This is a genomic window from Streptomyces yaizuensis (assembly GCF_034961445.1).
Taxonomy (GTDB): domain Bacteria; phylum Actinomycetota; class Actinomycetes; order Streptomycetales; family Streptomycetaceae; genus Streptomyces; species Streptomyces yaizuensis.
The window spans coordinates 188692-203522 of record NZ_BSBI01000012.1; the positions used below are offsets into that span (position 1 = coordinate 188692).

Here is a 14831-nt window from a genome sequence, read left to right on the forward strand (position 1 = left end):
CCCCGGCCCCCATACGGGGCGGCGGCCCGGGTGGCGGAACGACCGGCGGTACGGGTGGCGGAACGACCGGCGGCACGGGCGGCGGAACCGGCCCGCGCGGGGACGGCGGTGCCCGATGACCGTCCCCCGCGTGACCGTCCCCCGTGCCGCCGCCGCACTCACCCAGACCTCCCCCACCCGGGGCGGCATCGGCGAGTCCACCCTCCGCCCCGACGGCGTCCTCAAGGTCACCGGCGAGTTCGCCTACTCCTCCGACCTGTGGCACGAGGACATGCTCTGGGGCCACACCCTGCGCTCCACCACCGCCCACGCCCTCATCCACTCCATCGACATCTCCGCCGCGCTCGCCACCCCCGGCGTCCACGCCGTCCTCACCTACGAGGACCTGCCCGCCCGGCAGAAGACCTACGGCCTGGAGATCAAGGACACCCCCGCCCTCGCCCACGGCAAGGTGCGCCACCACGGCGAACCCGTCGCCCTCGTCGCCGCCGACCACCCCGAGACCGCCCGCCGCGCCGCCGCCCGCATCCGCGTCGACTACGGGGAACTGCCCGTCGTCACCGACGAGGCGTCGGCCACCGCACCCGGCGCACCCCTCGTCCACGAACACCGCACCGACCACCACGCCGCCCACGTGCCGCACCCGAACATCGTCCACCGGCAGCCCGTCGTCCGCGGCGACGCGACGGCCGCCGCCGCCCGCGCCGATGTCGTCGTCCGGGGCGAGTACGTCTTCGGCATGCAGGACCAGGCGTTCCTCGGGCCCGAGTCGGGGCTCGCGATCCCCGCCCCCGACGGCGGCGTCGACCTGCACGTCGCCACCCAGTGGCTGCACTCCGACCTCGGCCAGATCGCCCCCGTCCTCGGCCTGCCCGAGGAGAAGGTACGGATGGCGCTCGCCGGCGTCGGCGGTGCCTTCGGCGGCCGCGAGGACCTGTCGATGCAGATCCACGCCTGTCTGCTCGCGCTGCGCACCGGACGCCCGGTGAAGATGGTCTACAACCGCTTCGAGTCGTTCTTCGGCCATGTCCACCGCCACCCCGCCCGCCTGAGCTACGAGCACGGCGCCACCCGCGACGGCCGCCTCACCCACGTCCGCTGCCGGATCGTCCTCGACGGCGGGGCGTACGCCTCCTCCTCGCCGGCCGTCGTCGGCAACGCGGCCTCCCTCGCCGTCGGCCCCTACGCCGTCGACCACGTCGACCTGGAGGCCCTGGCGCTCTACACCAACAACCCGCCCTGCGGGGCGATGCGCGGCTTCGGCGCCGTCCAGGCGTGCTTCGCGTACGAGGCCCAGATGGACAGGGTCGCGGCCCGGCTCGGACTCGACCCGGTGGAGTTCCGCCGCCGCAACGCCATGGAACAGGGCACCCTGATGCCCACCGGGCAGCGCGTCGACTCACCCGCCCCCGTCGCCGAACTGCTCCGCCGGGTCAAGGCCAGGCCGCTGCCCCCGGAGCGCCAGTGGGAGAGCGCGGACGGCACCGTCGACCCGCGCGCGCTGCCCGGCGGGGTCTCCAACACCACCCGGGGCGAAGGCGTCGTCCGGGGTATCGGCTACGCCGTCGGCATCAAGAACGTGGGCTTCTCCGAGGGCTTCGACGACTACTCCACGGCCCGGGTCCGCCTGGAGACCGTCGGCGGCGTCCCGGCCGCCACCGTCTACACCGCGATGGCCGAGGTCGGCCAGGGCGGCATCACCGTCCACGCCCAGATCGCCCGTACCGAACTGGGCGTCGGCCAGGTCACCATCCGGCCCGCCGACACCGGCATCGGCTCGGCGGGCGGCACCTCCGCGTCCCGCCAGACGTACGTCACCGGAGGCGCGGTGCGCCACGCCTGCGAGGTGGTCCGCGAGAAGGTGCTCGACCTGGGCCGGGTGCGCTTCGGCCCGTACCACCCCGCCTGGGCCACCGCCGAACTGCGCCTGGAGGACGGCCGGGTGGTCACCGAGGGCGGCGAGGTGCTGGCGCCGCTCACGGAGGTGCTGGACGGCGAGGCGGTGGAGGCCGAGGTGGAGTGGCGGCACCGGCCGACGCGGCCCCTGGACCGGGTCAGCGGCCAGGGCGACGGCCATGTGCAGTACTCGTTCGCCGCCCACCGGGCCGTGGTGGAGGTCGACACCGAACTCGGCCTGGTGAAGGTGGTCGAACTGGCCTGTGCCCAGGACGTCGGCAAGGCCCTCAACCCGCTCTCCGTCGAGGGCCAGATCCAGGGCGGCACCACCCAGGGCCTCGGGATCGCGGTCATGGAGGAGATCGTGGTCGACCCGGTGACGGCCCGGGTCCGCAACCCGTCCTTCACGGACTATCTGATCCCCACCATCCTCGACACCCCCGCCATCCCCGTCGAGATGCTGGAACTCGCCGACGACCACGCCCCGTACGGGCTCCGGGGCGTCGGGGAGGCCCCCACCCTCTCCGCGACGCCCGCCGTCCTCGCCGCGATCCGGTCCGCCACCGGGCTGCCGCTCGACCGGGTGCCCGTCCGCCCCGAACACCTCACCGGCGGCTGACCCCGTCGCCGTGCCGGCCCTCGTGCCGGCCCTCGTACCGGCCCTCTGCGGCAGGAGAGGAAGCAGGAGAGGAGACGCACATGCTGGAACTCGCGGGCGCGCTGCGCGACTGGCTCCGGCAGGGGCGTGCCTTCGCCGTCGCCACGGTGGTGGCCGTCGACGGCAGTGCCCCCCGGCAGCCGGGCGCGGCCCTCGCGGTGGCGGGGGACGGCACCGCCGTCGGCTCCGTCTCCGGGGGCTGTGTGGAGGGCACGGTGTACGAGCTGTGCCTGCGGGCGCTCGCGGACGGCCGGGTCCTGCGGGAGCGGTTCCGAGCCGGTGACGAGGACGCCTTCGCGGTGGGGCTGATGTGCGGCGGGACGATGGAGGTGCTGATCACACCGGTCGCCGCCGGGCCGGGCCGCGGACCGGGCGCCGGGCCGGAACCGGTGGGCGATGCGACGGTCATGGGGCAGGACGCCGTGCTCGCCGCCGCGCTGGAGATCGCCGCGGAGGGTGGGACCGCCGCTCTCGCCCGGGTCGCCGACGGGCCCGGGGAACTGATCGGCCGGGCCCTGCTGGTCCACCCCGACGGCCGCCGCGACGGCACCCTCGGCGGCCCGCCCGCCCTCGACCGCACGGCCGCCGCCGAGGCCCGCGCCCTCCTCGCGGCGGGCCGCACCGGCACCGTCACCGTCGGCGCGGACGGCGGCCGCTGCGGCACGCCGCTGACCCTGCTGGTCGAGTGCAGCGCGCCCGCCCCCCGGATGATCGTGTTCGGGGCCATCGACTTCGCCGCCGCGCTGGTGACCGTGGGCAAGTTCCTCGGCTACCACGTCACCGTCTGCGACGCCCGGCCCGTCTTCGCGACCGCCGCCCGCTTCCCGGGCGCCGACGAGGTGGTGGTGGAGTGGCCGCACCGCTATCTCGCCGCCACCCGCACCGACCCCCGTACCGTGCTCTGCGTCCTCACCCACGACGCCAAGTTCGACGTCCCGCTGCTGACGTACGCCCTCACCCTGCCCGTCGCCTACATCGGCGCCATGGGGTCCCGCCGCACCCACGCCGACCGCGAACGGCGCCTGCGCGAGGCCGGTGTCGGCCCGGCCGCCCTCGCCCGGCTGCGCAGCCCCATCGGGCTGGACCTCGGGGCCCGTACCCCCCAGGAGACGGCCCTGTCGATCGCGGCGGAGATCGTGGCCACCCGGCACGGCGGCAGCGGCGCGGCGCTGACGGGCGCGCACATCCCCATCCACCACGACATCCGCCACGACGACCTCCCGCGCCCCGTGCGCCCCGCCGTCCACCGGGGGCCCGCGGCCTGAGGGCCCGTACGGCGCCGGGCCGCCGACGGTCAGCCGGGGCGCCGGGCCAGCACCAGGCGGCAGCGCGGCGCCCCGTCCGGGCGGCGGCCCGCCGCAGCCAGCGCCCGGGTCTCCACCGCGAAGCCCGCCGCGCGCAGCCGCGCCGTCACGGGGGCGAGCCGGAAGGTGCGGTAGTACATGACGAACGGCGGCCGCCACACCGAGTTCCGGACGCGCATCGCCGCGTCGAACGCCCATAGCCGCGCGTACTCCCGGGAGCCGACCGGCGGCGGCGCGGGCAGCGGGAAGGCGAAGAGGCCGCCGGGGCGCAGCGCCCGGTGGATCCCGGCGAAGAGCGCGGGATGCTCGGCGGGCAGGAAGTGCCCGAACGCCCCGAAGCTCACGGCCAGGTCGAAGGCGGCGGCGAAGGGGAGGGCACGGGCGTCCGCGCGGACGAACGAGAGCCGGGGCGGGGCGGGTTCGGCGCCCGGGGGTCCGGTGGGCGACGGTTCGGTGGGTGACGGCGTGGGGGACAGCTCGGGGGGCAGCGCGGCGCGGGCCCGCGCCAGCATCCCCGTACTGAGGTCCACGCCGGTGACGCGCTCCGTGCACAGCTCCCGCAGGACGGCGGTCGCGGCACCGGTGCCGCAGCAGACGTCGAGGCCGGCCCGGAAGGGCCCGAGGGACGACAACTCCCGGCCGACCGCGTCGAGCAGCGGTGCCGGGGTGCGGTAGGGGGTGTGGTCGAACTTCGGCGCCAGCAGATCGTAGCCGCGCTCCACGGAGGAGAGGGCCTGGACGGCGAGTTCGCGGAATGTGGGGCCAGAGGAAGTGAACATCACCTTCACGGTACCGGCACAGTCGAATACGGGTCGCTCGCCTGAATGCCGAGCCGCTCGCCGGAGCGCTTGCCGGATCGTTTGCCTGCCGAAATCGGCGTGCCCCGGGAGAAATGCGACGTGCGGTCTTGAGGGCGACTGGAGTGGAGAATTCATTCCCGTTCGTATCAGTCCGGTGGGTCCCGCTGCCCGTAAGCTGGTCGTACGAGATGCTTTCCCCGGCCGGTCGGCCGTACGGCGGCGGCCGGGGCGGCGGACGTGGCGGACGGGCGGGTACGCCGGGACCACTCCCGGGGCACGGGGCGCGAGTGCGCCGGAGGCGCCCCCCCGTGCAGCTGCCGTGCCGCCGCCGTGCCGAGCGGGGCGGACGACCCTCGAAGCCGTCCCCGGGCCGGTCCGGTGGCGAGCGGTGCGCCGCGTCCGGAAGGTCGGCGCACGGCATCGACGCAGAGGGCGGCACTGATGAGAGAAGATCGCATCGGCACAGCTTTTCCCCGCGGCCTGAGGCGGCCCCCCGCCGTCGTCCGCACGTGCGGTGGCGAACCACGGCCACGCACCGCCGACATGGGGCCCGACCGCCCTCGGTCCCCCCGGGCCCGGCCTGTTCTGCCGCGATGTCGATCAACTGTTCGTCGCCCAGGGCGGCGAGAGGGTCCAGATCCGGCCAGAAATGGGATGAAGACTCGGTAAACGATAAGCAAATGCGAACATCAAGTCGGGCCCTGGGGTTACCGTTCAGCCCCATGAGTCCGACTGAGGTTCGCCACCCCGGCGCGGGCCGGGACGGCCCCCGTCCGGGCGCCGCCCGCCGGCCGTGTCACCGGCTCCGCCCCCCGGCGGCCGGGCCGGCTCCCGGAGGCCGCCGGAACCCGAGGGGGCGCGCGGCCGTCTGACCCGTACGCCCCCGGGCGGCACCACCCGGGAATTCCCTTCAATTGCCCAGGGGAGAACTGACGCCTTCGGTGAAGCGCATACCTTTCCAGAAGACCGAATCAAGTCGACTCCGGCCGCCGGGCGGTGTGTTGGACACCACGCGCCGGCGGACGGCACCGGCTCCGGTTCAGGTGACCCCGGCGGGCACCGCATTGGCGCGGTCGCTCCGTCCGGCCTTATGGTTCGGTAGCGCTGAAAAGTTCGGTCAGCAACACGTAGCGTTGACAGCAGGGGCAGAAATGACCAACGAGCCGGCAATTCCAGTACAGCTGGGCAGGCCCGAGCGCATGTGGGAGCGCGCCGTCGTACTCGTACTGATCGCGGTCACCAGAATTGCGAGGCCCGGATTCCGGTTAAGTGACTGCGAGCTGTCCTGCTCCCATTCCAATGGTGGCTGGACCCTGGCCCTCCGGCCGGAGGGGAAAGCGATCTTCTACGGCCAGGACGCGGATTGCAGTGACACCACCTACCAGGGCGACAAGCCCGTGGATCTCCTCGTCAACGCACCCCACTGGCTCCCGCTGGACCGGCTGAGGGAAATGAACGACGGCTATGAGCTGGGCTATGTGTACTGGTGGGAGGAGGGGCGCTGGCAGCGCGCCCCGTACCCGGACTACGTCGGCGACGACGGCCTGGCCGCCTCCTGCGACGGCTATGCCGGGATCTTCGACGACCGCTCCCTCGCGGACAGCTTCGCCGACGCGGGCTACCGCGACCGGGCCGCCGCCGAGCGGTTCATCGCCCGGGTCGCGGCCGGCACCGTCAACGAGTCGGCGTTCAAGGACCTGATGGACTCCGCGACCGAGCCCGGCCCGGTGCCGCGCGAGTCCCGGCTGCCCACCGCCATGGAGTGGGCGATCCGGCTCGGGGTGGCCGAACGGGTCCCGGCGGGGCGGGCGTTCTAGACGGTCCGCGGGTCCGGGGCCCGTCGCCGCGGTGCGGAATCTGTGGCCGAACGGTGGCGCGGTCGTTGCCCCGTGGTGTCCGGCGGGGTGTGCCATGGCCGCAGCGGTGCCACGGAAACCCGGCGCCGGACAGCGGGGCGCGCGGACGGGCCCGTACCCGCCGAGCGGGAGTCCGGGGGAGGACGGCATGGACGACGGCAGAGACGACGCCGGCGGGGACGACGGCGGGAGCGGTGGGACGGGCGCGAGGGGCGGGAGCGGCGAGGGGGTCCCCGGTGGTGCGGACGGCCCGGGTACGGGTGGCGGCGCGGACACCCCCGGTCACAGACCCGCCGTGGAGGAACCCCGGCTGGCCGTCCGCCGCCGGCCGACCACCGCCTGGTCCCGGCGCGGATTCCTGCTGGTGTTCTGCCCGCTGCTCGCGGCGGTGCTCACGGGTGTCACCGTGCTCGGCACCTCGGGCCACGCCCTGCTGCCCTTCGAGCGGGTCGTCACCCTCGAAGGCAAGATGGCGTCCAAACGCGACTTCTTCGAGGACGAGAAGGTCCGCCGCATTCTGCTCAAGCACCATATCCGGATCCATATCACCAGTACCGGATCGCGTGAGGTCGCCATTCGCGATCTCTCCTCCTACGACTTCGTCTTTCCCTCGGGGCAGCCCGCCGGTGACCTGATCACCCAGGAGCGCGCCCGGACCAATGAGTTCACGACCGTCCACCGCCCGTTCGTCAGCCCCATCGTGCTCGCCACCTACCGCGCGTACGCCGAGGCGCTCCAGGGCGCCGGAATGGCCACCGCGCACCCCGCGCCCGACGGCGGAAAGCCCCTCTACTACTCCCTGAGAACACGCGAGTTCCTGAAATCCATCCACTCCGGCCGGCAGTGGAGCGACATCGGCATCCAGCGGTACGGAATCACCAACACCAACCGTATCCTCGCGCAGAGCCCCGATGTCTGCACCGCGAACTCGGCGGGCACCTATCTCGCACTGGTCGCCTTCACCTGGCGCGACGGCGGCCGGGAGGTTCCGCGGACCGAGCGGGAGGCGGAGGAGCGGGCCCGCACCGTCAAACCACTTATGGAACAAGGGCTTCCGCATGCGGATGTCTTCCGTACCTACGTCTCCCCGGAGGGCAAGGGGGTCGCGCCCGTGGTCGTCGCCTACGAGCACCAGTACCTCACCTACCAGGCGCGGTTCCTGGCCAAATCCGGGACGCCGGACGAGGACCGCGTCCTCCTCTACCCGGACAGCCAGTTCGTCACCCAGCCGCAGTTCATCGCGCTCAACAAGGACGGCGACCGGCTGGGCGAACTGATCACCCGGGACCCGGAGTTACGGCGCCGCGCCATGGAGCTGGGATTCCGCATCCTGGACCCGACGGGCGAGGTCGCGGGGGACCAGCTCACCCGGTTCCTGGAACGCAACGGCATCCCCGTACCCCCCGCCACCGACGGCACCCGGACCGCGATGCCCCGGCTCCGGCTCCTGGAGCGCATGATCTCCATCGTCGGGGACTGCCCGCCCCAGGAAGCCGGATGAGCCCGCGGCGCGGCCGCCCGGTCCGCCCGCCGGCGCCCGCCCCCACCAGCACCCGCCGCCCCGCCCTCGCCGGGGCCCTCCGCCCCGCCCTCCGCCCCGCCCTCCGCCTCGCCCTCGCGGGGGCCCTGCTCGCCACCCTCCTCGCCTGCACCTCCGACCGCCCCGCCCCCCTCACCCTGCGCGTCCTCGCCGGCTCCGAACTCGCCGACATGGGCCCCCTCCTCGACGACCTGCGCGAGGAGACCGGCATCCGACTGCGCATGGAGTACCGGGGCACCGTCGACGCCAGCCGGGAGCTGGTGCCCGGCACCTACCGCCACGACCTGGCCTGGCTCGCATCCGACCGCTATCTCCAGCTCCGCCAACGGGCCGCCGGAGCCACCACCGAACCACCCCTCACCACCAGCATCATGCGCTCCCCCGTGGTCATCGGCATGAAGCCCCGGGCCGCCGCGCTGCTGCGCGCCCGCTCGCCCGACCGCCAGATCTCCTGGGCCGACGTCGCGGACGCGGCGGCCGACGGCAGCATCGCCTTCGCCATGGCCGACCCCCGCCACACCAACAGCGGCCTCGCCGCCCTCATCGGCGTCGCCACCGCGGCCGCCGGCACCGGCGGTGTGCTGCGCCCCGCCGACGTCTCCTGCGACCGGCTGCGCGGCTTCTTCAGCGGACACGCCCTCAGCGGCACCTCATCCGAGCGGCTGGCCGAGTCCTTCGTCCGCGCGCAGGACGGCCTCGACGCCCTCGTCACCTACGAGGCGGAGCTGCTGTCCCTCAACCGCTCGGGCGTGCTCCGCACCCCGCTGGAGATCGTCCACCCCCGCGACGGCATGCTCCTCGCCGAATATCCGCTGCTCCTGCTCGACCCGGGCAAGCGGGCCGCCTACGACCGGGTCGTGGCCTGGCTGAAGACCCCCCGCGTCCAGAAGAAGATCATGGAACGGACGCTGCGGCGGCCCGTCGACCCCACCGTCGCGCGCGCCCCCGTGCTCAGCGCACCCATCGGCAACGCGCTCTACTTCCCCGACCAGCAGGCCGTGGTCGACCGGCTGCTCGCCGACTACGGCGCCGCCCGGCGCGGCGGGCCCGCCCAGGTCCTGTTCCTGCTCGACTTCTCCACGTCGATGGCCGGCCGCCGGATCGGGGAACTGCGCGCCACCTTCGCCGGGCTGAGCGGGGCGGACGACTCCCGCTCGGGCCGCTTCGTCCGCTTCCACCGGGGCGAGAGCCTGACCGTGCTGCGGTTCGGCGGCCGGATCCTGGCGGAGCGGACCGTCACCTACCGCGGCGAACGGGACCTGGCCCGGCTGCGCGCGTTCGTGGCGTCCGACGACTTCGACGGCAGCACCGCCCTCTGGTCCGGGCTGGACGCCGCGTACCGCAGGGCCGCCGGGATCCTGCGGGAGCACCCCGGACGGCCGCTGTCCATCGTCCTGATGACCGACGGGCGGAGCAACGCGGGCATCGGCCTCGACGCGTTCCTGAGCGCCCAGCGGCAGCGGACCGGCCCGGTCCGGGACGTCCGTACCTACGTCATCCGCTACGGCGACGCCGACGCGGGCCCGCTCCGCAGGGCGGCACGGGCCACCGGCGGCCGGCTGGTCGACGCGGCGGCCCGGCCCCTGCTCGACGCGTTCAAGGAGATCCGCGGCTGTGTTCACTGAGGAGTGGTGGAACGTCTGGTGGCCCTGGATGCTGCTGTGGCTGCTCACGGCGGCGGGCCTGGCCGCCCTGGTGGCGCTGGCCGCGGTCTTCCTGCTCACCCGGGGGCGGCGCGGCCGGGACCGGACGCTCACGTACAGCATCTGCTTCTACCTCCACGACCGTTCGGTCATGGACCACTACCAGATGCGCAACCACACCGCCGCCCTGCGCAAGGAGGTGGAGCAGCGCACCAGCGACAGTTCGGACGGCACCATCCGGGCGAAGGTCTTCGGGGTGAGCGCGGGGAGCGGCAAGAAGGACAACAAGGAGATCGTCAGCCGGTATCTGGAGGTCGCCGAGCCGATCACGGTGATCGGCGTGATCATGGACGTGCTGGAGGCGGGCGACGCCATCGTCCATGTCGACCTGGTGAACCAGTCGGTCCGGCGCAACGCGGCGCTCGCGAACGCCCAGGCGGCGACCGGGCGCCCGGGTCCGGCACCGGGTCTGGTGCGGCTGCGGGACATCGAGGACTTCGTCCTGATCCGGGGCCGCTTCCGCAAGATCAGCGAGTCGGCGGACTCCACGGTCCTCCTCGCTCCCTACGGCGATCCGGAGGACCCGTCGAGCGGGCCCCGGGTCCGGGTCACCTGCGCGACGGAGGGGCTGCGCAACGAGGTGCCCCGGGGGACGTTCTCCGCGCGCTGCCTGGGCAAGGTCCAGGACTGGAACGCGGCGGACGCGGTCCTTGAGGTGCAGGCCATGGCCATCTTCCGCTGAGGGCGGGGATCGTGGGGTCGGCCCTCCGGCGCGCACCCGTGCTTGCGCTGCATACCCCTAGGGGGTATAAATATCTCCATCGGATACCCCCATGGGGTATAAGAATCAGGGAGGTTCACCATGGCGTCCTACAGCACCGTCTACCGCGTCGGCGGCGTCCACAGCGGCCACTGCAAGGCCATCGTCAGCGAGGCCCTGCGCGGACTGGACTCCGTACGGACCGTGCGGATGGAGGTCTCCACCGGTCTGCTGACCCTCGACACGGTCACCGAACCCGATGACGCGCTCGTCTCGGAAACGGTCGAGGAAGCCGGCTACGACTACCTCGGCCGGGCCGGCTGACCGCGCCCCGGGGCCGTGATACTGCCGCCCGAACACCCCGGTGACCAGGGCTCCCGCCGCTGCCACCGGGTCCGGGCGGCCGGGGCGCCGTCCCGCCGCCGTCCCGCCCGGAGCACAATCGGCGCACCCGGCGGGGACGCGTCCGTGCGCCTCCGCACCGACGGAGGAGGCACGACGACCGTGACGGCATCCGCGAGCACGCCGCTGACGGACCGCGACGACACCCCGGGCCGGCCCCGGGTCCTGGTGATCCAGCACGAGGACGGCACCGGCCCCGGACTGGTCGGGGCCGAACTCACCGCCGCAGGACTCGAACTGGACCTGGTCCACCCCTGGGCGGGCGGCCGGCTCCCCGCCTCACCGGCCGGCCACGCCGGGCTGCTCGTCCTGGGCGGCAGTCCCGGCTGCGACGACGACACGGCGGCGCCCTGGCTCCCCGAGGTGCGCGCCCTCATACGGCGGGCGGTCGCCGGCGGCGTACCGCTCCTCGGTATATGCCTGGGCGGCCAGCTCACCGCCGCCGCGCTGGGCGGCCGGGTCGCGCGGGGGCGCCGGGGCCCGGAGACGGGCGTGGTCCCGCTGCGCCGGCTGCCCGCCGCCGACGCCGACGCGCTGTTCGCGGCGGTGCCCGACGGCGCCCCGGCCGCCCAGTGGCACTGGGACGAGATCGTCGAACTCCCGCCGGGGGCGGTCGCCCTGTTCACCGGCGACGACTGCCGGCACCAGGCCTTCCGGGTGGGGCCGAGAGCCTGGGGCGTGCAGTTCCACCCGGAGGTGACGGCCGCCGACGTCGCGGGCTGGGCCCGGCTGGACGGCCCCGCCGTGGCCCGCGCGGGAGGCGACCCGGAGGCGGCCGTGGCCTCGGTCCGGGCCGCCGAACCCGTGCTCAGGGAGGTGTGGGGCCGTACCACGCGTGCCTGGGCCCGGGTCGTGCACGCCCATCACGGCCGGGGCGGACCCGCCGTGAACCCCTGAACGAGGGGGTCCTCTTGACAGCCGGCCGATGGTGCGGGCCCAAAGGTCAGCCGGGCCGCCGGAGCGGTTTGCGGGGTACGGGACCCCGGTCGCGGCTGTGCTTCCCGCACAGCGGAACACAGTGCTCCGGCGTGCGCGGCGCATGAGATCCGCACACCCGGGCGCATGCCCGAGTGATGACGGCGGCGACTGTCTCGCCTCCGGTCCGGTGTGGCACCTTTCCCAACGTCAGCCCACCGGACCGAGCGAGGGGAATGCGGGTGAATCCCGAGTACGCCGCGTACTGCCAGGCGGATCGCGACTTCTACGACGCGCCCTACCGCCCCTCCGCGGCCGGCGGCACCCGGGACGGCTCCGCGGCCGGCGACGCGGCCGACGGCCTGTACGCCACGGCCCGCACCCCCCTGCCCGAAGGGTGGGAGAGCGCCCGCAACGGCGGCTGGTTCAGCTGTCACCCCAGCGGCCTCGACCTCCCGCCCCAGGGCTGGAAGATCCATGTCTCCGCCGCGCTCGACAACGCGGAATCGGTTCTCCGGCGGGTGGCCGACCACTGTTTCGCCCACCGGCTGTCCTTCAAGTTCGTCCCCTCGCCGGGCCTGCTCAAGCTCCGCAACGGCAAGTACGCGGACCGCGGCGCCAGCGGCAAGTTCATCACCGTCTACCCGCCGTCCGAGGACGCGTTCCCCGCGATCTGCACCGACCTGATGGAGCTGCTGGAGGGCGAGCACGGCCCGTACATCCTCAGCGACCTGCGCTGCGGCGACGGACCCGTGCACGTCCGCTACGGAGGCTTCAGCGCCCGGTTCTGCGTCGGCCCCGACGGCCGCCCGGTGCCCGCCGTCAGCGACCCCTCCGGCACCCTCGTACCCGACCCGCGCGGCCCGGTGCTCAGCATTCCCGAGTGGGTCACCCCGCCCGCGTTCCTCGCCCCCCACATCGAGGCCCGCAACGCCGCCGGCACGGGAGAGCTGCCGTACGAGATCCAGGGCGCCCTGCACTTCTCCAACGGCGGCGGCGTCTACCGCGCCCGGCACACCGGGACCGGCGAGAGCGCCGTCCTCAAGGAGGGCCGCCCGTACGCCGGGCTCGCCGGCGACGGCGCCGACGCCATCGCCCGGCTGGAGCGCGAGCGCGCCGCACTGGAGCAGCTGGCCGGACTCGACTGCGTCCCCCGCGTCCTGGGCTTCCACGCCGTCGGGGACCACCGCTTCCTCGCCCTGGAACACATCCCCGGCCTCCAGCTCAACACCGTCTTCGCCCGCCGCTTCCCGCTCTCGTCCGCCGCGCCCGGCCCCGAACGGCTCGCCGAGCACACCGCCTGGGCCCACCGGATGTACGCGATGGTGGAGCGCGCGGTGGCGAAGGTGCACGAGCGCGGCCTCGTCTTCGGCGATCTCCACCTGGGCAACATCGTCGTCTCCGAGGACGGGTCCCGGATCGTCCTGATCGACTTCGAGGCCGCGACCCCGGTGGACGGGAACCACCAGCAGATCGTGGCCAATCCGGGCTTCGTTGCCCCCGCCGACCGCCGGGGCGCCGACATCGACCGCTACGCCCTCGCCTGTCTGCGCCTCGCCCTCTTCTTCCCGCTGACCGCGCTGTTCACCATCGACCGGGGACGGGTCGAACGCATCGCCCGGGACATCGTCCGGATCTTCCCCGTCACCGAGGACGAACTCGCCCCCGCCGTAAGGGAGATCCTGCGGCACACGCCCCAGCCGGGTGATCCGGCCGTCACGGAGCCCCGCCCGTCCGCGACCGCCGTCACGGAGCCCGGGTTACCGGTGACCGCTGTCACGGAGCCCCGTCCGTCCGCGACCGCTGTCACGGAGCCCGGGTTACCGGTGACCGCCGTCACGGAGCCCCGGCCGTCCGCGAACGCCGTCCCGGCGGCCCGCGTCCCCGCGAACGCCGTCCCCGAGCCGCACGAATGGCCGGACAGCCGCGACTCCATGGCACGGGCCATCCTCGCCTCCTTCACCCCCGAACGCGACGACCGATGTTTCCCGGGCGACATCGCCCAGTTCGCGGGACCGGCCGGCGGCCAGTCCTTCGGCTACGGCGCCGCGGGCGTCCTGTACGCCCTGCGCGAGACGGGGGCGCCCCCGTGCCCCGAGGCCGTCGAATGGCTCCTCGCCCGCTCCAAGCAGCCCGGATCCGGCTCCTCGCCCGGCTTCTACGACGGACTCGCCGGCATCGCCTGGACCCTGCACCGCCTCGGCCACCCCGCACAGGCCGCCGAACTCGCCCGGATCGTCACCGAGCAGCAGCTCGAAGCCCTCGCCCCCGACCTCCACGGCGGACAGGCCGGCATCGCCCTCGCCCTCGACGACCTCGCCCGTGACGCCACCGGAGCGGAGGCCGCCCGCCTGCGGGACGCCGCCGACCGCTGCACCGCCGCCGCCGCGCGCTCCCTCACCGAGGGACGCCCCTCGTCCCACACCGGCCTGCTGCACGGCGCCACCGGCCTCGCGCTGCTCTTCGTACGCCGCTACGAGACCACCGGCGACCCCGCCCTGCTCGATCTGGCCGCCCTCGCGCTCCGGCGCGACCTGGACCGCTGCAAGCCCGCCGCCGACGGGGCCCTCCATGTCCTCGACGGCAAACGGACCATGCCCTACCTCGGCAGCGGCAGCGCCGGTATCGCCCTGGTCCTCGACGACTACCTCGCCCACCGCGACGACGACGGCTTCGCCGCCGCACGGGCGGCGATCGAACCCGCGCTGCGCTCCTCGTTCTACATCCAGCCGGGGCTCTTCCGGGGCATCGCCGGACTCGTCCTCCAACTCGCGCGCACCCCGCTCGGCGACCGGTCCGAACGCGAACGGGCGATCCGCCGCCACTGCGACCTCCTCGGCACCGAGGCCACCCCCTACGCGGGCGGTCTCGCCTTCCCCGGCGAGCAGTTGATGCGCAGGTCCATGGACCTCGTCACCGGCACCGCCGGTGTTCTGCTCGCCCTCGGCGGCGCACACCACTCCACTCCGGTGTCCCTGCCGTTCCTCCCGCCGCTGAAGCGGCCCACGAACCGGCCCCACCCAGGGGCCGCACACCAATGAAGTACCCGTCCCCAAG

Annotated in this window: 10 protein-coding genes; 9 read left to right on the forward strand and 1 reads right to left on the reverse strand. The window is 74.1% G+C overall.

Annotated features, from left to right (window positions below; genetic code table 11):
- The first annotated feature begins 115 nt into the window (after positions 1 to 115).
- Positions 116 to 2515, forward strand: a complete 2400-nt coding sequence (locus tag SYYSPA8_RS26740; RefSeq protein WP_323449884.1) for a xanthine dehydrogenase family protein molybdopterin-binding subunit — start codon at positions 116 to 118, stop codon at positions 2513 to 2515.
- Between the two features lie 80 nt (positions 2516 to 2595).
- Positions 2596 to 3819, forward strand: a complete 1224-nt coding sequence (locus SYYSPA8_RS26745) for an XdhC family protein (RefSeq protein ID WP_323449885.1) — start codon at positions 2596 to 2598, stop codon at positions 3817 to 3819.
- Between the two features lie 29 nt (positions 3820 to 3848).
- Here SYYSPA8_RS26745 and SYYSPA8_RS26750 read toward each other — a convergent pair whose 3' ends face one another.
- Positions 3849 to 4637: a class I SAM-dependent methyltransferase gene (locus SYYSPA8_RS26750; RefSeq protein WP_323449886.1), complete on the reverse strand. Its 789-nt coding sequence runs from the start codon at positions 4635 to 4637 to the stop codon at positions 3849 to 3851.
- Between the two features lie 1172 nt (positions 4638 to 5809).
- Here SYYSPA8_RS26750 and SYYSPA8_RS26755 point away from each other — a divergent pair.
- The 7 genes from SYYSPA8_RS26755 (at position 5810) to lanKC (ending at position 14815) form a co-directional block, all read left to right on the forward strand.
- Positions 5810 to 6475 (forward strand): hypothetical protein, encoded by a 666-nt coding sequence (locus SYYSPA8_RS26755; RefSeq protein ID WP_323449887.1) that lies wholly within the window; start codon positions 5810 to 5812, stop codon positions 6473 to 6475.
- 187 nt (positions 6476 to 6662) lie between these two features.
- A complete protein-coding gene (locus tag SYYSPA8_RS26760; protein ID WP_323449888.1) occupies positions 6663 to 8015 on the forward strand; it encodes a hypothetical protein in 1353 nt (450 codons plus the stop codon).
- Positions 8012 to 9679, forward strand: coding sequence for a vWA domain-containing protein (locus tag SYYSPA8_RS26765; protein WP_323449889.1), 1668 nt, complete (start codon positions 8012 to 8014; stop codon positions 9677 to 9679). The genes SYYSPA8_RS26760 and SYYSPA8_RS26765 overlap by 4 nt, the downstream gene beginning before the upstream one ends.
- Positions 9669 to 10439, forward strand: coding sequence for a hypothetical protein (locus tag SYYSPA8_RS26770; protein WP_323449890.1), 771 nt, complete (start codon positions 9669 to 9671; stop codon positions 10437 to 10439). Before SYYSPA8_RS26765 ends, SYYSPA8_RS26770 begins: the two co-directional genes overlap by 11 nt.
- Positions 10440 to 10559: 120 nt before the next feature.
- A complete protein-coding gene (locus SYYSPA8_RS26775; RefSeq protein ID WP_323449891.1) occupies positions 10560 to 10781 on the forward strand; it encodes a heavy-metal-associated domain-containing protein in 222 nt (73 codons plus the stop codon).
- A gap of 180 nt (positions 10782 to 10961) precedes the next feature.
- A complete protein-coding gene (locus SYYSPA8_RS26780) occupies positions 10962 to 11756 on the forward strand; it encodes a type 1 glutamine amidotransferase (RefSeq protein WP_323449892.1) in 795 nt (264 codons plus the stop codon).
- Between the two features lie 260 nt (positions 11757 to 12016).
- Positions 12017 to 14815, forward strand: a complete 2799-nt coding sequence (gene lanKC, locus SYYSPA8_RS26785; RefSeq protein ID WP_323449893.1) for a class III lanthionine synthetase LanKC — start codon at positions 12017 to 12019, stop codon at positions 14813 to 14815.
- Positions 14816 to 14831: the final 16 nt, after the last annotated feature.